We start from the raw sequence: 20891 nt of genomic DNA on the forward strand, positions 1-20891 counted from the left end.
CTCGCGCCGCGGGCCGACGCCCCGGGATCACGTCCGGCCCGGCCAGGGCGCCGGACGCGATCCGTACTGACGGGAACGCCGCGATAGGAGTACTCCCCTCCGCGTAAAGAAGAGTACAGGAATCACCAAGGAAGAGTAAAGAGACGGGTAAATCCCCTGCTCAGCGGCCCTCTCTCGCAAAGTAACGAAGTATCAGGAGTCAGCGTCCGTAGGACTGTCGGGCCCGCGCCACCTGGGCCAGCACCTGCTCCACCACCCGGCTGCCGGCCGGCACCAGCGACGGCTCGTACGTCCAGGCGTGCCCCACCCAGGGGTCTGCCAGGTGGTCGTCGGGGACCGGGGTGACACGCAGCAGCGAGCGCCACAGCGGGTCCAGCACCGGGCCGTAGGCCTGCGCCTCCTGCCGGTCGGCGACCATCATCAGATGCACGCCCACCGAGGGCCCCTCGTCGGCGAGATAGCGCAGCTGGGTGACGGCCCGGTCGTCGAAGCCGTGCGGGAAGTCATTGACGATCAGCAGCTGTTCGGCGACGTCCAGATCGGGCGGCAGCGCGTCCGCGGCACCGCTGCGGACCGCCATCTGCACCAGGTCGACCCGGCGCGTCAGCGCGGCGAGCGTCGCGCTGACCCCCTGGGCGCCGGCCGCGGGCGGCCCGCTCAGCACACCGGAGCTGAGCAGCGGGGCGAGGGACGCCGCGGCCGAACCGGCCGGGTCGATCACATGCACCGAAAACTCACCCGCCGGGTAGACCGCCAGCAGCCGCGCGGCGTGCGCGACCGCCGTCTCCGCGGCCAGCCGGCGCAGCTCGCCGGAGTCCACCAGCGCCGCGTCGGACAGCCCGTCCCGCCCGCTGTCGATCCACAGCCCCCGCTCCAGCGGCAGCCGCACCAGCATCGGGATGCGCAGATCCCGGCGCTCCGGGAGGTGCACCTCGCCCAGGCGCAGCGCCATCGGGATCTCCATGGGCACCTGGTAGGCCTGCCAGACCGGGCTGTCCCAGCGGGCGAACGCCGGAGGCAGCGCGGGCTCGACCACCTCGGCCTCCGCGGCGAGCTGGGCCAGGTCCCGGTCCAGGACCGCGCGGGCCTGCTCGACCAGGGTGGTGTGCTTGGCGCGGGCCGCCGCGCGGGCCGAGTCGGCGACCGGGCCGACGCGGGTGCGCGGGTCGGAGAGCACCCCGTCCAGCTCCTTCTCCATGCGGGAGTCGGCGAAGTCGACGGCGCTGCGGTAGGCCGCGGCCGTACGGGCCAGGTCCTCGAACATGCCCCAGACCTGGTTGTACAGCCGCTCGTCCATGGTCCAGCCCGAGGCGTCGCCCGCGACGGGCTGGGCGGGCCGGCCCGGCTGAGCGGGCGGGGCGACCGGTGGGGGCGTCGGCGGCGCGGACGTACGGCGGCCGGGGTGCTGGTAGTTGACCGGCCCGCCCGAGCCCGGCCCACCCGCGGCGGCCGAACCGCCCGCGGGCGTCTGCTGCGGCGCGGCGGCGGGCTCGGCCACCGGGCCGCTGCCGCCGGCCGTGGCCGTACGCACCCGGCCCTCGCCCTCCGGGCGGGGCGGCGGCGGGGCGATCGAGCGGGCCATGCCCCGGGCGACCGCGTCATTGATCCGCGCGGCCAGCTCGACGGCCTCAGGCAGCCCCTGGTCCTGAAGCATCGAGGCCAGCCCGCCCGCGTACCCCTGGCCGACGGCGCGCACCTTCCAGGCGCCCTGTCTGCGGTACAGCTCCAGGGCGACCACCGCGGACTCCGAGTCCAGGTCGGTGATGGTGTAACTGGCGATCTCGGCGCCGTCCAGGCCGGTGACGGCGAGGAACGGCGCGGGCATGGCGCCGAAGCGGGTGGGGCCTCCCACCCCCGTCGGCAGGGCCAGCAGCACATTGACCCGGTGGACATCCTCGGACACCGCGCCGAGGTCCACGGCGAGCCGGTGGTCCGCCGCGGCCTGCCTGGACACGTCGATGCCCGGGAGCTGGGGCGCGGCGGGGTGCGCGACCCACTCGGTCCCCCGCACCGTGCCCTGCTCGTCGCCGAGCGTCGCCCCGGCCACGACCGGATGGCCCGCCGAGACCCGGATCTCCAATCGGGTCTGGGGCAGTGCGTGGTTCTGCCCCCGGACCAGCTCGGCCGTCATGGCTGCGTCCCCCTCATTGTGTTTCGTTGTAGCGAAGTGTGTGTGGTGCTTGTCGGGTGTGTGCCGAGGAGAGCACATCGGCCCGGCGGGCGTGCGCCTACCGGGCCGACGGGCTCAACTGCTCACAGATGCGGCACGATGTGCGGCATCAGGTCCTGGAAGGTGCGGCCGTTGGCCGGCTCGCCCACGGCCTTCATCGCCCAGCCCGAGCCGGCGCGCTCCACCTTGGCCATGATCTGCGCGGTGTACTGCCCGCCGCCGGTGAGGGTGTAGCGGGCCAGCTCCTGGCCGTTGGTCTCGTCCACCAGGCGGCAGAACGCGTTCTGCACCTCGGCGAAGGTCTGGCCGGTGAAGGAGTTCACCGTGAAGATGATCTGGTCGATGTGCACCGGCACCCGCTGAAGGTCGACCAGGATGGCCTCGTCGTCCCCGCCCTGGCCGGCACCGCCCACCAGGTTGTCGCCGGTGTGACGCACCGAGCCGTCGTCGCTGACCAGGTGGCGGAAGAACACGACGTCCGTCGGCTGCTTGTCGGCGAACAGGACCGCAGACGCGTCCAGGTCGATCTCGCGCGTACGGGAGCCGAACAGCCCGCGGCGAGGGGCCGCCTGCCAGCCAAGTCCCATCCGCACCGCGGTCAGGGTGCCTCCGTCCGCCTTCTGAAGGCTGATGGACTGACCCTTGGACATATTGACCGTCACGTGCTGTCCCTACTCTCGTTTCTCGAAATCCCCGCGGCCGGTTCGGTCGCACGGCCTGTTCAGAACCCTATGCACTGGAACAAGGCCGCCATCCGCCCTGACCGGCTTTTGTGTCGGTCTTGCAACACAGCGGGACGGTACGGCCGGTGGCGGGGCGCCGCAGCCGTCAGGAGAGCCCGGCCTCCTTCATCTGGCGCAGCTCTTTCTTCAACTCCCCCACCTCGTCGCGCAGCCGCGCCGCGACCTCGAACTGGAGCTCGGCGGCCGCGGCCCGCATCCGGTCGGTCATCTCCTCGATGAGCTCGGCCAGTTCGGCGGCCGGACGATCCGTCAGCGCCCCGTCCTTGCCCGCCTTGCCGCCGCCCTTGCCCGCCTTCTGCCCGGCGAGGGCCGGCACCGGGGCCTTGGCCTGCCCCTTGGCGCCCTTGCCGCCGTCGGTCTTGCGGTAGCCGGAGCCCAGCAGCTCCTTGGTGTCGATCTCCTCGCGGGCGATGGTCGCCACGATGTCGCCGATCTTCTTGCGCAGCGGCTGCGGGTCGATCCCGTTGGCCTTGTTGTAGGCGACCTGCTTCTCCCGGCGCCGGTTGGTCTCCTCGATGGCCTTCTCCATCGCCGCGGTGACCTTGTCGGCGTACATATGCACCTGGCCGGAGACGTTACGGGCGGCGCGGCCGATGGTCTGGATCAGCGAGGTGCCGGAGCGCAGGAACCCTTCCTTGTCGGCATCGAGGATCGCGACCAGCGAGACCTCGGGCAGGTCCAGGCCCTCGCGCAGCAGGTTGATGCCGACCAGGACGTCGAACTCGCCCGCGCGCAGCTCGCGCAGCAGCTCCACGCGGCGCAGGGTGTCCACATCGCTGTGAAGATAACGGACCTGGATGCCCACCTCGAGCATGTAGTCGGTGAGGTCCTCGGCCATCTTCTTGGTGAGGGTGGTGACCAGGACGCGCTCGTCCTTCTCCGTGCGCGTACGGATCTCGTGGATCAGGTCGTCGATCTGCCCCTCGGTGGGCTTGACGACGACCTCGGGGTCGACGAGGCCGGTCGGGCGGATGATCTGCTCCACGAAGCCGTCGCCGCGCGAGAGCTCGTACGGGCCGGGGGTCGCGGAGAGATACACCGTCTGGCCGGTGCGCTCCAGGAACTCCTCCCACTTCAGCGGGCGGTTGTCGAGCGCGGAGGGCAGCCGGAAGCCGTGCTCGATCAGCGTCCGCTTGCGGGAGGCGTCGCCCTCGTACATCGCGCCGATCTGCGGGACGGTGACATGGGACTCGTCGATGACCAGGAGGAAGTCCTCCGGGAAGTAGTCCAGCAGGGTGTGCGGCGGGGATCCGGTCTCGCGGCCGTCGATGTGCAGGGAGTAGTTCTCGATGCCGGAGCAGGTGCCGATCTGGCGCATCATCTCGATGTCGTAGGTCGTCCGCATCCGCAGCCGCTGGGCCTCCAGCAGCTTGCCCTGCTTCTCCAGCCGGGCCAGGGTCTGCTCCAGCTCGGCCTCGATCCCGGCGATGGCCTTCTCCATGCGCTCGGGCCCCGCCACATAGTGGGATGCCGGGAACACATACAGCTCCTGGTCGTCGCTGATGACCTCGCCGGTGAGCGGGTGGAGCGTGGACAGCGCCTCGATCTCGTCGCCGAACATCTCGATCCGGACGGCGAGCTCCTCGTAGACCGGGAAGATCTCGATGGTGTCGCCGCGGACCCGGAAGGTGCCCCGGGTGAACGCCATGTCGTTGCGCGCGTACTGAATGTCGACAAAGCGGCGCAGCAGCTGGTCGCGGTCGATCTCCTGGCCGACCTTCAGCGGCACCATGCGGTCCACGTACTCCTGCGGTGTGCCGAGGCCGTAGATGCACGACACCGAGGCCACCACGATCACATCACGCCGGGTGAGCAGGGAGTTCGTCGCGGAGTGGCGCAGCCGCTCGACCTCCTCGTTGATCGAGGAGTCCTTCTCGATGTAGGTGTCCGACTGCGGGACGTACGCCTCTGGCTGATAGTAGTCGTAGTACGACACGAAGTACTCAACCGCGTTGTTCGGCAGCAGCTCGCGGAACTCGTTGGCGAGCTGGGCGGCGAGGGTCTTGTTGGGCGCCATGACGAGCGTCGGCCGCTGGAGCTTCTCGATCATCCACGCGGTGGTCGCCGATTTTCCGGTGCCGGTCGCGCCGAGCAGGACGACATCCTGCTCGCCACCGCGGATGCGCCGCTCCAGGTCGGCGATCGCGGTCGGCTGGTCACCGCTGGGCTGGTACGGGCTGACGACCTCGAAAGGCGCCACCTTGCGTTCGATCTGGGATACGGGCCGCATGACACCCACCGTACGACCCGCCACTGACAACGGCCGACCGGCCGAACCCGGGGCCAGGAGGGGTGACCCCCGCTCGCGCCCCCGGCGCCCGCCCGGGCGGCCCGTGCTTCACTCTGTCCAACCGCGACCTTTCCTCCGGGACGGCACGACTGGGACCCTCTGCCCGTCCGCGAGTCACGCGAGCCAGACGACGCGAGGAGTCCGTATGCGCATCCGCCCCACAGCCGCCCTCACCGGCGCGCTCATCGGCATGTCCACGCTCTTCCTCTCACCGGCGGTCGCCCAGGCCGACCAGCCCGACGACCAGGCGCAGCAGACCGTCACCATCGCCCACCGGGGCGCCTCCGCCTATGCCCCGGAGAACACGCTCGCAGCCGTCGACGCGGCCGACGACCTCGGCATCACCTGGGTGGAGAACGACGTCCAGCGCACCAAGGACGGCGAGCTGATCGTCATGCACGACACCACGCTGAACCGCACCACGGACGCCGAGGAGGTCTTTCCGGACCGCGCCCCCTGGAAGGTCTCCGACTTCACCATCGACGAGATCCGGCAGCTGGACGCGGGCAGCTGGTTCAGCACCGAGTTCGCGGGCGAGGGCGTACCGACCCTCGAGGAGTACCTCGATCGGGTGGAACACAACCACCAAAAGCTCCTCCTGGAGCTCAAGGCCCCCGAGCTCTATCCGGACATCGAACGCCAGACGCTGCGCGAGCTGCGCAGAGAGGGCTGGCTGGACCGCCGCCACGTCAAGCACAAGCTGATCGTCCAGAGCTTCAGCGGGGAGGCCGTGAAGCGGGTCCACGACCTGCGGCCGGACATCAAGACCGGCTTCCTCGGCACGCCCGCGCTCGGCGACCTGGCGACCTACGCGGAATTCGCCGACCAGATCAACCCGAGCTACAAGACCATCGACGCCGATTATGTGGCCGCGGTCCAGGACGTGGAAGGCGCGCACGGCCGGCCGTTCGAGGTCTACGCCTGGACGGTGAACGACGGGCCGACGGCGGTGGACATCGCGGGCATGGGCGTGAACGGCATCATCACCAACAAGCCGGACGTGGTGCGGGACGCGCTGGAGGACGCGGGCTACGAGGTGCCGGCCGCCCCGGCGGAGGTCTCGTAGCGGCTCTCGCGGCCGCTGTCGCGCGGCTCGGGGGGCGGGGCACCACGGCCCCGCCCCCCGTCCGGGGAAGCGCTGTCGGACCCGGCGCCTACCCTGAAACCGTGACGATCTCAGGAGAGCGGGAAGAGCCGGCGGAGCGGCGCGAGGCACGCGGGTGGTGCTGGAGCGTGCTGGACTCCCCCATCGGCCCGCTGCTGCTCGCGGCGACGGATCAGGGCCTGGCCCAGGTCGTGTTCCACGCCGACGAGGCGACGGCGGCCGAGGCCGTCTCGCGGCTCACCGCCCGGCTCGGCGCGGCCCCGACGCCCTCGCCGGCCCGTGGTTCCGACGCCGGGGACGACACCGGGGGCGACGTCGGGGGCACGCCGGACCGCCTCGTCCATCTCGGCACGGCCGTGCGCCAGTTGGAGAGCTATTTCGCGGGCTCGCTGCGCGAGTTCACCGTCCCCCTGGACTGGTCGCTCACCGCCGGTTTCAACCGCCGCGTCCTGCGCGAGCTCGCCGACCACGTGCCGTTCGGCACGGTCGTCGGCTACGGAGAGCTCGCCGACCGCGTGGGCGATCCGGGCGCCGCCCGGGCCGTGGGCGTGGCCATGGGCAGCAATCCGCTGCCGGTCGTGGTGGCCTGCCACCGCGTCGTCGAGAGCGGCGGCGGCATAGGCGGCTTCGGCGGCGGGCTGGAGACCAAGCGCACGCTACTGGCCCTGGAAGGGATCCTTCCGCAGCCGCTCTTCTGAACCGGTCTACTGAACCGGGCCGTCGCCCCGGAAATATCTTGTTCCGGAAAACTCCCTCCCGTCTTGTCGTGGACACGTTTCGCTCCTATCTTTGGAGCGCTCCCGAGAGCACGGCACCGCGAGCTCTTTCTTGAAGGCTGGACCGCATTCCCCCACACAGCACTTCCCCCCACAGCGGATAAGGCCTCCCCGGATATGCCGTGAAGAACCGCGGACGACCACATATGCCCGCGGCCACTGCCGGACATCCGGACATCCAAACATCCGACGAAATCGCGCCGGGACGCGCACGTCGGCACGCTCCACACCGCGGGCTTTCCACCCCCCACGGTTCAGTCACGCTTCATCCACGTTCGATGGGAGAACCATGTCTTTTGGCCTGCTCGCCGGCGGCGCGGTCGCGGCGTTATTCGCATCGGGTATTTCCCCGCAAGGTGCGTCGGTCACCGATGTGCCGACCGAGAAGATCCAGGTCACCATCAACACCGTGAACGGATCGGGCTGCCCCAAAGGGACCGCCGCCGTCGCCGTCTCCGGCGACAACACGGCCTTCACGGTGACCTACAGCGACTATCTCGCCCAGGTCGGCGCGGGTGCCGACCCGACCGACATCCGTAAGAACTGCCAGCTCAACCTGGGCGTCCACGTACCGCAGGGCTTCACGTACGCCATCGCCAGCGTCGACTACCGCGGCTACGCCTACCTGGAGAAGGGAGCGAAAGGCACCGAGAAGGCGAGTTATTACTTCCAGGGTTCGGCGGACACGACATCACGGACCCATGACTTCAGCGGTCCGTACAGCGACAACTGGCAGACCCGCGACTCCACCGATTACAGCGCCCTGGTCTGGGCGCCCTGCGGCGTGGAACGCAACTTCAACATCAACACCGAGCTGCGGGTGAACGCGGGTACCTCGCCGGCGGGCAGCACCAGCTTCATGGCCATGGACTCGACCGACGGCAGCAACAACACGATTTACCACATCGCCTGGAAGGAATGTCCTTCCGTCCGGTAAGGCGCGAAACTCCACCAGCCAGGGCGGCGTCGGAGCCTGCCCGGCTTTCCGTCGTCGTCCACAGACGATCGAATGGAGAATCATGCCAGGTGCAATGTTCGCAGGCAGCGTGGCCGCGGCTTTGTTCGCCACGGCACTCGCTTCCTCTCAGCCCGCGTCCGCAAAATCGCCGTTCGACGACCCGCCGCCCGACAAAATCGTGATCACGGTCGCGACGGTCAACGGTTCGGGCTGTCCGGCAGGGACCGCGGCGGTGGCCGTATCGCCCGACAACACGGCCTTCACCGTCACCTACAGCGACTATCTCGCCCAGGTGGGCAAGGGCGCCAAACCGACCGACTTCAGAAAGAACTGCCAGCTCAACCTTGTGGTGCATGTGCCGCAGGGCTTCACGTACGCGATCGCCAGCGTGGACTACCGCGGCTACGCACACCTGGAGAAGGGCGCGACCAGCGTCGAGAAGGCGTCGTACTACTTCCAGGGATCGTCGAATACGGCGGCGAAATCCCATGAGTTCACCGGCGTCTTCGACGACAACTGGCAGGCGACCGATGTCTCCGACATCGCCACCGTGGAGTGGGCCCCCTGCGGCGCGCTCCGGAACTTCAACATCAACACCGAGTTGCGGGTCAACGCCGGCACCTCGGACACCACCAACACGACGAGTTTCATGACCATGGACTCGACGGACGGCAGTGTCAGCACCACCTACCACTTCGCGTGGAAGGAGTGCCCGCCGGCGTAGCCACCCCCCGCCGGACTCCGGGCCCCGTGCGCCCCGCTCCCGAGGAGAGCGGGGCGCACGGCTGCGTCGTGACGCGGCGCGTGCGGGGCTCAGGCGCCCGGTCCGCCCCAGGCCGGATGGCGCGGGTCGTCCGCGCGGACCACCACATCCGCGGCCTCCGCGGGCCGCACCTCCTCCTCGTAGCGCGCGAAGGCGGGCAGCGTCCACTGCTCGTCCTCGTCCGTACGGCGGGCGAGGGCGGCCGGGGACAGCCGCAGATGCACGGACAGGTCGAACGGGAACCAGCGCCCCAGCAGCAGCGCGCCGTGGAGCAGCAGCACCCCGCCCAGCGGCAGTTCGACATACGGGGAGCGGGTCGCCCGGTCGGTCACCGGGTCCCACAGATCGGGGAGCACCCGCCCCGTGCCGCCCGGCGCGGGCTCCAGCGGGCCGAAGACCTCGCGCCACAGCGCTCCGGTGTCCAGCCACATGTCGTAGTACGCGTCGGCGTCCCGCCGCCCGTACTCGTAGCGCAGCGACGCCGCGCGCAGAAAGCCGCCCGCCGCGACCACCAGCGCCGGGCGCCCGCGCACCCGCAGCGCCTCCGCCAGGCCGTGCGCCAGTTCCCCGGGGCGCGCCGCCGGGGCCCCGTCGACCGCCACCCGCAGCCAGGGGCCGCCGTCCGCCGCCGTCAGATCCGCGACGCGGTCGGCGAGCGCGCCGGTCAGCCGTTCCCAGGAGATCGCTTCGAGCCGCACAGCCCCCATCATGCAGGGAGGAGTCGCGCAACTGAACGCGGGCGTACGATCCCCTCATCCCGTCCGGAGGAGTCCCCGCCATGTCGTCGCAGATCGCGCTGTTGCGCGGCATCAATGTCAGCGGCCACAACAAGTTCCCGGTGGCCCGGCAGCGCGAGCTGATGCTGGACCTGGGGTTCGACGGCGTCACCGTCCATCTGCAGACCGGCAACATCGTCTTCGCCGACCCCGGCACCCCGCCCGAGCGGACGGCCCGTACGATCGCCGACCGCATCACCGCCGACCTCGGCCTGACCGTGCCGGTGATGGTCCGTACCCGCGACGAGCTCGCCGCCGCCATCGAGGCCAACCCCTATCCCGAGGCCACGGCCGAGCCGAAGACGCTGCATGTGGTGTTCCTGTCGGCCGCCCCGGCCGACCCGGCCCCGCTGGAGGCCCTGGACCTGGCCTCGTACACGCCGGACGAGTTCCGGCTGTCCGGCCGGGAGATCTATCTGCGCACCCCGAACGGCTCCGGCCGCTCCAAGCTGGCGGACAAGGTCACGCGGGCGCCGCTCGGCGTCACGATGACGGCCCGCAACTGGAACACGGTCACCAAGCTGCTGGCGCTGGCCGACGCCTGACCCGGCCCGCCCCGCTCATTCAGACTTTCTCAACTCCAGCCGTACCGCTGCCTCAGCCGGGCCACGACCAGGTCGAAGCGCGGCCGGTCCAGGGCGCAGGCCTCCCGGCGCATGCCCTCCGGGTGCACCCGCAGCACCCGGTCCAGGTCCACCCACGAGTCGCGCCCCGCCCGGTCCCACGGCCCGGACCCGATGGCCACCCACTCGCGGTCGCCGTCGTGCCGCTTGCTCGACAGCTGTACGGCCAGCAGGGTCCCGGCGCGCTCGCGGGCGACGACGAGCACCGGCCGGTCCTTGCCGCGGCCGTCCAGCTCCTCGTACGGCACCCAGGTCCAGACGATCTCCCCGGGGTCCGGGTCGCCGTCCGGGTCCGGCGCGTACTCCGTCCGCACCCGGCCGACCTGGCGCGGATGCGCCTCCGCGGTGGCGGTGGGGCCGGTGCTGCCGGGAAGCGGGGGCTCGGCGCCGTCGTGCTCGTTGAATGGCGTGATCACGGCCCACACGTTAGCCCGTCCGTGGTTCCGGGTGGCGTGTGAGGGTCCGCTCAGGTGGCAAGGGGCCGTAGTGATGCCTTTGTGACTTCTGATGTGGGAAGGGGCAGAAGGTGCCAGATATTCTCGACCCGGTGGCGGGCCTCGTCAAGCGGCGCAAAGACCCCGTCGTCGTCCAGACGCTGCGTGCCACGGCCGCCGCGACCATCGCGTACGCCGTCGCGCTCCAGCTGAGCAGCGAACCGGCCCCGCTCACCGCGCCGCTCACCGCCCTGCTGGTGGTGCAGGTCACCCTGTACGCCACCATCACCACCGGCATCCGCAGGGTGAACGCGGTGGTCGTCGGCGTCATCATCGCGATCGGGTTCAGTGCGCTGGTGGGGCTGACCTGGTGGAGCCTGGGGCTGATCATCCTGGTCGCGCTGACCGTCGGCAATTTCGTACGGGTCAGCGAGTTCGTCGTCGAGGTGGCGATCAGCGCCATGCTGGTCCTCGGCGTAACCCGGGTCGGCGCCACGGCCTGGGACCGCGTGCTGGAGACGCTGATCGGCGCCGGGGTGGGACTGGCCTTCAACCTTCTGTTCGCCCCGCCGGTGTGGGTCGAGACCGCCGGCGAGTCCATCGAGGACCTCGCCCGCCGCATGCGCCGGCTGCTGCTCCACATCGGCGAGGAGCTCGGCGGCCACACCCCCGTCGAACGCGCCGCCGCCCGGCTCCACGAGGCCCGCCGCCTCGACCAGGACATCGCCCAGGTGGACGGCGCCCTCCGGCAGGCGGAGGACAGCCTGCGGCTCAACCCCCGCGTCAAGGAGGGCCTGCTCTACCGCGTCGTGCTGCGCACCGGCCTGGACACCCTGGAGATCTGCATGGTCGTCCTACGGGTCATGGCGCGCACCCTCACCGACCTCGCCAAGAAACGGACCGACGAGCCCCTGTTCCCGCCCGATGTGGCGACCGCCCTGGAGGACCTCTTCGTCCACCTCGCCTCGGCCGTCGAAAGCTTCGCCGTCCTGGTCACCACCCAGGTCAGCGCCAACGCCGAGGAGGCCGAGTCCCGGCTGGCCAGCGAACTCACCAAGGCCCACGCGAGCCGCGACGAGGCCGCCCACACCCTCCTCCAGCGCGTCCAGCAGCATCCGCGCCAGTGGCAGCTCCATGGCGCCCTGCTCGCCGAGATCGACCGGATCCTCGACGAGCTGGACATGGAGCAGCGCTCCATCCGCCTGATGGAGGAGCTCGACCGCAGCGCCCGCGAACAGCGCGAGCGCTACCCCCTCCTGCACAAGCTCCAGCGCCGGCTCCGCGAGCGCCGCGCGGAGGGCGGCGGCCCGGCCTGACCGCGCCCCGAACCCCCTGAAAGCCGTCCCGGAGCTGCGGATAGGGTCGTGGCCATGGGGACGCCGATCATGGGTACGCCCGGTCCGGGGCCCGCCTGGGTGCCGCCGACCGACGTCGAGCAGGCTCTGGTCGCCGCCAAGTCCCGCGGGGACTGGGACGGTTATCTGCGGGTGCTGCTGGGCGCCGACACCCTGGCGTACGCGCCTCAGGAGAAGGTCGACCGCAAGAAGTTCGCCACCCCATGGCTGCCGTACCGGGGCCCGGACGGCGGCGAGTACTTCGCGGTCTACACCCGCGGCGAGCTGCTGCCGCGCCGCCCCGACGTCGTGGCCTGCCCGGTCTCGCTCCCGCTGCCGCCCGAGGAGTGGTGGGGCGAGGAACTGCGCGGTCTGTTGGTCAACCCCGGCACCCCCTCCGAGGCGTTCTTCCCCGAGGCCCGCCGCGAGCGCCGCCGCTGGAAGGCCCTGAGGAAGGACGTACCGCGCCGCGGCCACGACGACGACGCGCTGCTGACCAAGTACACCGGCCACCTGCACGGCCCCCTCGCCCACGGCCTCGCCTGCGGCGCCCACCTGGCCGTGCACCGGCAGGATCTGTGGAACGACATCGGCGACGTCTGCACGGACTACCGCACCGACGTCGCGGCCCTCGCCGACTCCTGGGACATCACCGACCGGCACGGCTGGCAGGAGCAGATGACGTATCTGCTCGAAGGCCGGAACAGCCCGCCCCAGCCGGAGTTCCTCCTCCGCCTCCGCCAGGCGATATCCCGCGACCGCTGCGCCGCGCACACCGACCCGGAGCTATGGCGGCGGGCGGCCGTCGACTCGCTCCGCGAGCGCGGCGCGGACGACGCCGAGATCGCGCACGTCCTGGACATCCTCGAGCAGATCGTCCGCTACGAGGGCCGCTTCCGCGCGGACAGCATCCTTCCGCCCGACGGCTGTGTGACCTCGGCGCTCGGCTACGACTACGGCCGCGCGGTCAACGTCGCCCGCTGGGGCCTGGGCGCCCGCTTCGCGGAGAAGTCCGAGGTCGAAGAGATGGTGACCCTGGTGGGCGAGCTGTGCCGGGAGCAGTACACCTCCTGGGCGGACTTCTCGGCCGGCTACATCCTGGGGCGGGCGCTGCGCTTCGACGAGGAGTCCTTCGGCCATATGTACAGCTCCGCGCTCTCCCCGCACCGCATCCTCACCCAGGACCCCGCCAGCCCCTGGCGCAACATCCCCTTCCAGCTCACCTCGGACTGATCCGGGGCCGGGCCCCGCGGCAGTAGCGACGTAGCGGCGGCCCCGGGCCGGGCCCCTTCCTCCAGCGCACTGCGCTGTGCCGGGGAGGGCGCGCGTGTCCCCGATCAGCTGGTTGCCGTCAATGCTGCGCGCGCGGCGGTGAGGATCTCCTCGGAGAGGGGGGAGCCTTGGGTGGCTCGGGCCAGGACGAGTGCGCCGAGCATGGTGCACAGCCGGGTGATGCCGTCCTGGTCCTCGGTGGCGAGCCACTCGGCGAAGTCGCCCACTCCCTCGGTGTAGATGCGGCGGGCCTCACGATCTCCGGGTTCGCGCGCGATGTCGGTGGCGAGTGCGGCGACGGGGCAACCGTCTGCCGCGCTGTCGCGGTGCTCGACGGAGAGGTAGGTGTCGATCAGCGTCTGCTGGGCGGCGTCGCGCTGCCCGGCGTGCTGCTCGAGTCCGTCATTGCGGAGCCGGGTGAGTCCGTCGAACGCGTGGGCGGTGGCTTCGTCGATAAGCGCCTCTTTGGAGGCGAACTGCTTGTAGAAGCCGCCGTGGGTCAGGCCGGCCGCCTTCATGAGGTCGGCGACGCTGACGTGGGTGCCCTGCTCCCGGAACATCCGCGAGGCGGTTTCAACGACCCGCCTGCGGTTCTCCTCCGCTTGCGCCTGCGATACGCGGCCCATCAGCCACCTCCCGGTTGGATTTCGATCGCCATCTATTCTAGGCTCGGCTTTAGATTGTTATCGTAATCTAAATCGTGCGGGCCTCTAGTCGCCCGCAACGCTGGGAGCAGACATGGAACTGAAGGACGCGGTCTCGGTGGTCACCGGCGCCAACCGGGGGCTCGGGCGGCATCTGGCCGCCCAACTCGTGGAGCGCGGGGCGAAGGTGTACGCGGCGGCTCGCCGCCCCGAGACGGTGGACCTGCCGGGCGTCATCCCGCTGCGGCTGGACGTGACCGACGAGGAGTCGATCAGGGCCGCGGCCCGTGCCGCATCCGACGCGACGCTGCTGGTGAACAACGCGGGCATCTCCACCGCCACGCCGCTGATCGCGGGTGGCCTGGACACGGTGCGCCTGGAGATGGAGACGAACTTCTTCGGTCCGCTCGCCGTGACCCGGGCTTTCACTCCTGTCATCGAGGGCAACGGCGGCGGCGCCGTGCTCAACGTCCTCTCCGTCCTGTCCTGGCTGCACCCGGCCGGCCTCGGGTCCTACGCCGCGGCCAAGGCCGCGGCATGGGCGCTGACCGACGCGGCCCGGGAGGAACTGGCGCCGCGCGGCATCACCGTCTCGGCGCTGCACGTCGGATACATGGACACCGACATGGCCGCGGGCGTTCCCGCCGATCAGAAGGCCGACCCCGCCGATGTGGCCGCACAGGCCCTGCACGGCGTCGAGACGGGCCTGCCCGAGATCCTCGCCGACGAGACCACCCGGTACGTCAAGCAGAGCCTGGCCGCTTCGCCGAACGCGGCGTGAGGCGCGCCCGCCGCACCCTCGCCTCCCCCTGCCAATCCTTGAGTAAGGACATACCTGATGCGTTACACGACCTTTGGGCACCGGACGGGACTGCGCGTGTCCGAGTACGCGCTCGGCACGGCGAACTTCGGAACCGGCTGGGGTGCCGGCGCTGAGCCGGACGAGGCGCGCCTCATCTTCGACCGATTCGCCGAAGCCGGTGGCACCTTCCTCGACACCGCGGACACCTACCAGTTCGGCGAGTCGGAAGAGCTGACGGGGAAGTTCGTCTCCGCCGACCGGGACCACTTCGTCCTGGCCACCAAGTTCACCCTCGGGGCCGCGCCGCAGCCGGGCGTCTCCACGACGGGCAACAGCCGCAAGAACATGGTCGCCTCGGTGGAGGCCAGCCTGAAGCGCCTGGGCACCGACCACATCGATCTGCTCTGGGTGCACTTTCCCGACGGGCTCACCCCCATGGAAGAGATCCTGCGCGGGCTCGACGACCTGGTGAGGTCCGGCAAGATCCACCACGCCGCTCTGTCCAACTTCCCCGCGTGGCGGGTCTCGCGCGCCGTGACGCTCGCGGACCTCAAGAACTGGGCGCCCATCGTGGGCATCCAGAACGAGTTCAGCCTCGTCGAGCGGACCGCCGACCGCGAGTTGCTGCCGATGGCCGAGAGCCTCGGACTCGGCGCCGCTCTGTGGTCCCCGCTCGGCGGCGGACTGCTCACCGGAAAGTACCGGCGCAGCACCGAGGGGCGCCTCAGCGACCTGGGGGCGGTCATCCACACGGAGAACACGGGCCAGAAGATCGCCGTCGTCGACACCGTCCTGGCCATCGCCGAGGAGATCGGCGTGACGCCTGCCCAGGTGTCGGTGGCCTGGGTGCGGGAGCGTGCCGTTCAGTCCGCGACCTCGCTCGTCCCGATCATCGGGCCGCGCAACCTCACCCAGCTCGACAGCTACCTGGGCGCTCTTGACGTCCAGCTGTCCCCCGAGCAGTTCGCCCGCCTGTCGGAGGTCAGCGCGGTGCCGCTCGGAGCTCCTCACGAGGCGATCGCCGGATCCCTGGCCGGCATCCAGGGAGGCGACTCCCACCGCATCATCGCCCCGGCCGCGCCGGTGGCCTGACGCCCGAAGGCACTGCGACTACCTCGTACTGGGTGAAGCCCGGGATGAACAGAGAGATCCCGTCCCCCTCGCGGACGAGAAACGGAGACGATGATGAAGACTTTCATGGTCGAGCGGTACGGCGACAAGGCCGGGGTGCGCGCCGGTGAGCTGCCCGACCCGCAGGTGGGCGACGACGACGTCCTGGTCCGGATCCACGCGGCGAGCGTCAACCCGCTCGACCTCAAGCTCCGCGACGGGGACTTCAAGGCGTTCCTGCCGTACCGTCTCCCGCTCATCCTGGGCAACGACCTCGCCGGGGTGGTGGTCCAGGCGGGATCGTCCGTGACGCGGTTCGAGGTGGGCGATGAGGTCTACGCACGGCCCGACAAGGACCGCATCGGCACGTTCGCCGAACTCATCGCCGTCCACCAGGACGATGTGGCGATCAAACCCGCCACGCTCACCATGGAGGAGGCAGCGTCCCTTCCCCTGGTCGCCCTGACCTCGTGGCAGGCGCTGGTCGATCGGGCACAGGTGCAGCCAGGTCAGAAGGTCCTGATCCACGCGGGCTCAGGCGGCGTCGGCACCATCGCCATCCAGTTGGCGAAGCAGTTGGGCGCGCACGTGGCCACCACCGCGAGCACGGCCAAGATCGACCTGGTGAAGGAGCTCGGCGCAGACGTCGTGGTCGACTACAAGCACCAGGCTTTCGAGACGGTCCTGCACGGCTACGACGTCGTCCTCGACACCCTCGGTGGCGAGACGCTCGAGAAGTCCCTGCAGGTACTCAAGCCCGGCGGGAAGGTCATCGGCATCGCAGGCCCTCCCGACCCGGCCTTCGCCCGCGAGCTGGGCGCGAACGCGATCCTCCGACTGGCGATGAGTGCGCTGAGCTTCAAGATCCGGCGCCGCGCCAAGCGCCGCAACGTGACGTACTCGTTCCTGTTCATGAAGGCCAGCGGCGACCAACTGCGCGAACTCACGCCGCTCATCGAGGCCGGGAAGATCCGTCCCGTCGTCGACCGCGTCTTTCCGTTCGCGGAGACCCGGGAGGCCATGGAGTACGTCGAGAAGGGCCACGCGAAGGCCGGCAAGGTCGTCGTCGCGATGACGTGAGAGGGGCTGAACCAGGAAGAATCCATCCGACGGATCGAAGAAATCGAGAAAGAACTCCGATGAACCAGGAAAAGGACGCTCTCTACACCACTCCACTCAACGGTGAGTGGCAAAAGGCTTCTTTCAGCAACGGTTCCGGTGAGAACTGTGTCCAGCTGATGGGGATATCAGGCGGTGTCGCCATAGGCGACTCCAAGCGCCCGGACCGTCCGGAGCTGCGCTACACCCCCAGCGAGTTCGCCGCTTTCGTCCAAGGCGTAAAGGCCGGCGAGTTCGACCACCTGCTCAGCGACTGACCGCAAGCCCAGAACGCCCCCGTTGGCGATGCCAACGGGGGCGTTCTGGGCTTCCGCCGCCGCAAATTCGGTGGCCGGTGCGCTCGTCCGCGCCCCACAGTGGTGGCACACCACTGAACGAGCAACGGGGGATCCACGTATGTCGACACTGCGTGTCACCGCTGAGCGGCTGACGATTCATGAACACCCCAACGCCGACGCGCTGGAGCTGGCGCAGGTGGGGCTGTACCGGGCCGTGGTGGCCAAGGGGGCTTTCCGGTCCGGGGAGTTCGCCGTGTATGTGCCGGAGCAGGCGGTACTGCCCGAGGAGCTGATCAGCGAGCTGGGGCTGACGGGGAGGCTGGCAGGGGCCCAGCACAACCGGGTGAAGGCGATCCGGCTGCGCGGGGAGCTGTCACAGGGGCTGGTGTGCCGGCCGCGGGCGCTGGCGGGGGTCGACCTGGAGCGGGCGGCGCGGGAGGGGGTGGACTTCGCGGAACGGCTCGGGATCGTCAAGTGGGTGCCTCCGGTGCCGATCGCGATGAGCGGAGACGTGGCGTCCGCGCCGGATCTGGTGGCGTGGATCGACATCGAGAACCTCAAGCGCTACCCGGACGTGTTCGAGGACGGGGAGGCCGTCGCGGTCACCGAGAAGCTGCATGGGACGGCGTGCTGTCTGACCTACCTCGCGGACAGCGGGGAGGTGCAGGTGACCTCGAAGGGGCTGGGGGCGCAGCGGCTGGCGCTGGTGGAGGACGAGAAGAACCTGTACTGGCGGGCCGTGCGCGGGCACGGCGCGCCCGCCGTGGCGGCGCGGGTGGCCGCCGAGCTGGGTGCGGCACGGGTCGGGATCTTCGGCGAGGTGTACGGGGACGGGGTGCAGGACCTCGGGTATGGGACCGACAGCCGGCGCGGTGTGCCCGGCTATGCCGTGTTCGACATCGCGGTGGACGTCGGCGGGCGGACGCGCTGGCTGGATCCGGAGGAGATGGCGAAGGTGCTGGGCGGCGGGCTCCCGGTGGTTCCGATCCTGTACGCCGGGCCGTACGACGCCGGGCGGGTGCTGGAGCTGGCCGAGGGGCGCGAGACCGTTTCCGGGAGCGGGCTGCATATCAGGGAGGGGGTGGTGGTCCGGGCGGCGAGCGACCGGTACAGCCCGGTGCTCGGCGGGCGGGCCATCGCCAAGGTGGTCAGCGGTGCGTATCTGACGCGCAAGGGCGGCACCGAGTACGAGTAGGGGTGGGGCCGAGGATGGCCGGGGCACCGGAGTCCTCGGCCACCGCCCTGGCGATCGGCGGCATGGCGCCCGCGCATGCGGAGCGGGCCCGGGGGCGTAGCCTGCCCCCGAGCCCTGTGATGCCGCCCAAATACGCACGCCGGTCGGTTGTGGACACGGGTCAGTCTGATGCCGTCGTGTTCTGCCTTTGAACTACCGCGCATCGAAGCTGCACGGGCCGGAGTTGAACCGGCATCCGACGACTCGGGCCCGGGCCCGGTCGATCCGGCGATCGGCGGCGAATGCTGAGTCTGGAGCGAGAGTCTGAGATTGATCGCGGTCTGCCTCTGCCTGATTGGGCTATCCCGGCCTGGTGAGCGCCGGGAGGAGGATTTGAACCTCCACTGACGACCGCGCCGTCACGACAAGCTTCAGCTTCAGCTTGCGCTCCTCGCGCACCCCGCCCGCGCTCGGGCGGACGGGGAGTTCATCACGCTACCCGAACAGGTAGCCGAAGACCACGTCGCCGACGCGCTGGTCGGTGGCCTCCGCGCCGTTCGCCTCCTCGCGGGCGAACTTGACCGCCTGCTGGAGCTTTTCGACACGGTCGAGAAGCTCGTTGACACGGCGGGCCGGGAGGGCGCCGGAGAACTTGACGGTGGTCCAGTAGCCGACCGGGATGTCCTCGTAGTAGACCTCGACCTGGGCCGGGTGCTTGTCCGTGGCCTCCGCCTTGACGTGGTTGCGCGGGACCTTCTTGGTGCGGAGGGTGCGGACCGGCTCGGTCTTCCAGGAGTCCGTGGACGGGTCCAGGGACCAGAACTCCGCGGCGTCGAGGACCGGGAGCTTGCGGACGAGGGCGTTGAGGTCGGTCAGCTGCTTCTCGAGGAAGAGGAGGTAGGAGACCGGGACGTCGCGCAGCAGCGTGCGGCCCTCGACCGTCACATCCGCCTTCGCCGAGCAGTTCGACCAGTCCTTGGTGGCGGTGACGTCGAAGAGGCGGGTCAGGATGGCCGCGGTGTCGCGCAGCACGTCCTCCCCCTTGACCTGCACCCGGGTGGACTCGGGCGGAAGCTGCTCGCCCTCCTCGTCCTTGGGCTGGTACGTGCGGGATATACCGGCCAGCAGGGCCGGCTTCTGAAGACCGTGGTGGGCGGCCGTCAGGTCCTGCTGCGACTTGGACTTGACGCCCTTCTCCACGGCGATGATCTGATTTAGTTTCGCCACACCCGCACGTTAACAGGCGGGTGTGACAGCGCTCGAACGAATTGTTCAGTAGAGGGGGTAGCGGGAGCGCGGAAGGACCACGTCCTCGTAGGGCTCGTATGTCTCGACCGACTGGTGGAACACATAGGCGAAGTCGTCGGCGAGTTCGGCGATGGTGCCCCGGCCCTCGATCTGCGCCAGCCACATCGGAGGCAGGCGGAAGTCGCCGTAGTAGGCGCCCAGCAGATTGCCGCAGATGGAGCCCGTCGAGTCGCTGTCGCCCGAGTGGTTCACGGACAGCAGCAGGGCCCGCTGGAGGGGGGTGCGCCGCCACTTCGGGTCGTAGCCGAGCCCGCCGCCCTTGCTGAGGAGGTTGCGCTTCGGGGCCGTATGGGCCAGGGCGCTGTAGACCGCGATGGCCAGGGCCTCCTCGGCGATCCACCCGCCGCCGAGCGACTCGGCCTTCTCCGGGGTGGGCTCGCCCTCGGCGGCCAGGGCGACGGCCTTGCGCAGTGCGGTGCTGGTCTCCTCGTGTCCCGGGTAGCGGGTGAGCAGCTCCAGGGTGCGCAGGGCGGCGCCCTCCAGGGAGTCGCCGTCGAGGATGAGGGCGATCATCGCGGCCAGGGCGCCCGCCGCGTAGTAGCCGGTGGGGTGGCCATGGGTGATCTGGGCGCAGTGCGCGGCGAGTTCGAACGACTCGCGGGCGCCCGAGCCGGTGAGGCCGAAGGGGGCGGAGCGCATCACCGTGCCGCAGCCCTTGGAGCCGCTGTTCACCGGGCCGGGGGTGCCGTCGAGGGCGTCGGAGTACGAGGGGATGTGCTCCGACGCGAGGCCGGACAGGCAGGCGTTGCCGGGGGCCCGGCGCGCGTACAGCCACTTCTGCTCGCGCAGCCAGCCGGAGCGCACCAGGTCCTGGTCGTCCCGCGCGGGCGGCGGCGTGGAGTGGTTCTGGGTGTCGAGCCAGCGCAGATAGGAGTTGCGCACGATGGCGACCTCGGCGCCGCCGATGCCCTTGGCGGAGTACCTGGCGCCCGCCCGTATCAGCCCCTCCGCGGTGAACAGGGTCATCTGGGTGTCGTCGGTGATGCGGCCGACGACGCCGCTCGAGTCCGGGACGAGAGCGGTGATCCCCTTCTCCCCGTGGACCTCGTGGATCCGGTGCAGGGAGAGGAACTCGATCGGGTTGCCCAGGGCGTCGCCGATCGCGCCTCCGAGCAGACAGCCGCGGATACGAGCCCGCCTGGCGGCCGTTTCGTCCCATGACTCGCGGATCATCGCGCGGCTCCTGATGTGCTCGGGTGCTCAGATGCTCGG

Annotated in this window: 20 protein-coding genes and 1 tRNA gene; 12 read left to right on the top strand and 9 right to left on the bottom strand. The window is 70.3% G+C overall.

The genetic code is table 11. The features are described 5' to 3' along the window. Positions 1-199: 199 nt before the first annotated feature. The 3 genes from ACZ4WQ_RS00955 to uvrB all read right to left on the bottom strand — a co-directional run bounded on the left by ACZ4WQ_RS00955 (position 200) and on the right by uvrB (position 5143). Complete coding sequence (locus tag ACZ4WQ_RS00955) at positions 200-2131, bottom strand: TerD family protein (protein ID WP_385339456.1); 1932 nt, start codon at positions 2129-2131, stop codon at positions 200-202. Positions 2132-2253: 122 nt separating this feature from the next. Continuing rightward, positions 2254-2832, bottom strand: coding sequence for a TerD family protein (locus ACZ4WQ_RS00960; RefSeq protein ID WP_311724882.1), 579 nt, complete (start codon positions 2830-2832; stop codon positions 2254-2256). 166 nt (positions 2833-2998) lie between these two features. Next, the gene (uvrB, locus tag ACZ4WQ_RS00965) at positions 2999-5143 is read right to left on the bottom strand and encodes an excinuclease ABC subunit UvrB (protein WP_311724881.1); all 2145 of its coding nucleotides are present in this window, start codon (positions 5141-5143) and stop codon (positions 2999-3001) included. Between the two features lie 205 nt (positions 5144-5348). On the opposite strand from uvrB, the gene ACZ4WQ_RS00970 reads away from it, so the two are divergent. The 4 genes from ACZ4WQ_RS00970 to ACZ4WQ_RS00985 all read left to right on the top strand — a co-directional run bounded on the left by ACZ4WQ_RS00970 (position 5349) and on the right by ACZ4WQ_RS00985 (position 8766). Continuing rightward, positions 5349-6269 carry a glycerophosphodiester phosphodiesterase gene (locus ACZ4WQ_RS00970; RefSeq protein WP_385339450.1) on the top strand — a complete coding sequence of 307 codons (921 nt, stop codon included), beginning with the start codon at positions 5349-5351 and terminating at the stop codon, positions 6267-6269. Positions 6270-6376: 107 nt separating this feature from the next. Then, complete coding sequence (locus ACZ4WQ_RS00975) at positions 6377-7006, top strand: methylated-DNA--[protein]-cysteine S-methyltransferase (RefSeq protein ID WP_398370546.1); 630 nt, start codon at positions 6377-6379, stop codon at positions 7004-7006. Between the two features lie 367 nt (positions 7007-7373). Next, positions 7374-8021 (top strand): DUF4360 domain-containing protein, encoded by a 648-nt coding sequence (locus ACZ4WQ_RS00980; protein ID WP_398370264.1) that lies wholly within the window; start codon positions 7374-7376, stop codon positions 8019-8021. A gap of 82 nt (positions 8022-8103) precedes the next feature. Next, positions 8104-8766 carry a DUF4360 domain-containing protein gene (locus tag ACZ4WQ_RS00985; protein WP_311724878.1) on the top strand — a complete coding sequence of 221 codons (663 nt, stop codon included), beginning with the start codon at positions 8104-8106 and terminating at the stop codon, positions 8764-8766. 89 nt (positions 8767-8855) lie between these two features. Here the strand turns inward: ACZ4WQ_RS00985 and ACZ4WQ_RS00990 are convergent, their stop codons facing one another. Next, on the bottom strand, positions 8856-9512 hold the full coding sequence (locus ACZ4WQ_RS00990; protein WP_398370544.1) for a uridine kinase: 657 nt from the start codon (positions 9510-9512) through the stop codon (positions 8856-8858). Positions 9513-9583: 71 nt separating this feature from the next. Here ACZ4WQ_RS00990 and ACZ4WQ_RS00995 point away from each other — a divergent pair, with 71 nt between their 5' ends. After that, positions 9584-10126, top strand: a complete 543-nt coding sequence (locus ACZ4WQ_RS00995) for a DUF1697 domain-containing protein (RefSeq protein ID WP_398370262.1) — start codon at positions 9584-9586, stop codon at positions 10124-10126. Between the two features lie 29 nt (positions 10127-10155). On the opposite strand, the gene ACZ4WQ_RS01000 is transcribed toward ACZ4WQ_RS00995, so the two are convergent. Beyond that, positions 10156-10629 carry a type II toxin-antitoxin system PemK/MazF family toxin gene (locus ACZ4WQ_RS01000; RefSeq protein WP_352131081.1) on the bottom strand — a complete coding sequence of 158 codons (474 nt, stop codon included), beginning with the start codon at positions 10627-10629 and terminating at the stop codon, positions 10156-10158. Between the two features lie 101 nt (positions 10630-10730). Between ACZ4WQ_RS01000 and ACZ4WQ_RS01005 the strand changes: the two genes are divergently transcribed. Both ACZ4WQ_RS01005 and ACZ4WQ_RS01010 read left to right on the top strand, forming a co-directional pair. Beyond that, entirely contained in the window at positions 10731-11954 is a 1224-nt protein-coding gene (locus ACZ4WQ_RS01005; RefSeq protein ID WP_361183610.1) for an FUSC family protein, read from the top strand. 54 nt (positions 11955-12008) lie between these two features. After that, a complete protein-coding gene (locus ACZ4WQ_RS01010; RefSeq protein WP_385339437.1) occupies positions 12009-13205 on the top strand; it encodes a DUF1266 domain-containing protein in 1197 nt (398 codons plus the stop codon). 104 nt (positions 13206-13309) lie between these two features. Here ACZ4WQ_RS01010 and ACZ4WQ_RS01015 read toward each other — a convergent pair whose 3' ends face one another. Then, positions 13310-13870: a TetR/AcrR family transcriptional regulator gene (locus ACZ4WQ_RS01015; RefSeq protein ID WP_311724871.1), complete on the bottom strand. Its 561-nt coding sequence runs from the start codon at positions 13868-13870 to the stop codon at positions 13310-13312. Between the two features lie 112 nt (positions 13871-13982). On the opposite strand from ACZ4WQ_RS01015, the gene ACZ4WQ_RS01020 reads away from it, so the two are divergent. The 5 genes from ACZ4WQ_RS01020 to ACZ4WQ_RS01040 all read left to right on the top strand — a co-directional run bounded on the left by ACZ4WQ_RS01020 (position 13983) and on the right by ACZ4WQ_RS01040 (position 18392). Next, on the top strand, positions 13983-14669 hold the full coding sequence (locus tag ACZ4WQ_RS01020) for an SDR family oxidoreductase (protein WP_311724870.1): 687 nt from the start codon (positions 13983-13985) through the stop codon (positions 14667-14669). A gap of 57 nt (positions 14670-14726) precedes the next feature. Continuing rightward, positions 14727-15782: an aldo/keto reductase gene (locus ACZ4WQ_RS01025; RefSeq protein WP_385339433.1), complete on the top strand. Its 1056-nt coding sequence runs from the start codon at positions 14727-14729 to the stop codon at positions 15780-15782. 93 nt (positions 15783-15875) lie between these two features. Continuing rightward, positions 15876-16880 carry an NADP-dependent oxidoreductase gene (locus ACZ4WQ_RS01030; RefSeq protein ID WP_361183605.1) on the top strand — a complete coding sequence of 335 codons (1005 nt, stop codon included), beginning with the start codon at positions 15876-15878 and terminating at the stop codon, positions 16878-16880. A gap of 59 nt (positions 16881-16939) precedes the next feature. Beyond that, positions 16940-17176 (top strand): DUF397 domain-containing protein, encoded by a 237-nt coding sequence (locus tag ACZ4WQ_RS01035; RefSeq protein ID WP_311724864.1) that lies wholly within the window; start codon positions 16940-16942, stop codon positions 17174-17176. Between the two features lie 139 nt (positions 17177-17315). After that, on the top strand, positions 17316-18392 hold the full coding sequence (locus tag ACZ4WQ_RS01040; RefSeq protein WP_385339424.1) for an RNA ligase (ATP): 1077 nt from the start codon (positions 17316-17318) through the stop codon (positions 18390-18392). A 357-nt stretch (positions 18393-18749) separates the two neighbouring features. Here the strand turns inward: ACZ4WQ_RS01040 and ACZ4WQ_RS01045 are convergent. From ACZ4WQ_RS01045 to ACZ4WQ_RS01055, 3 genes are all read right to left on the bottom strand, one after another. Beyond that, positions 18750-18836, bottom strand: a tRNA-OTHER gene (locus tag ACZ4WQ_RS01045). A gap of 30 nt (positions 18837-18866) precedes the next feature. After that, positions 18867-19598 (bottom strand): DUF7873 family protein, encoded by a 732-nt coding sequence (locus ACZ4WQ_RS01050; protein WP_311724862.1) that lies wholly within the window; start codon positions 19596-19598, stop codon positions 18867-18869. Positions 19599-19643: 45 nt separating this feature from the next. After that, positions 19644-20852: an ADP-ribosylglycohydrolase family protein gene (locus tag ACZ4WQ_RS01055; protein ID WP_398370250.1), complete on the bottom strand. Its 1209-nt coding sequence runs from the start codon at positions 20850-20852 to the stop codon at positions 19644-19646. Positions 20853-20891 lie beyond the last annotated feature (39 nt).

The sequence above is a fragment of the Streptomyces sp. NPDC028305 genome, assembly GCF_055569495.1.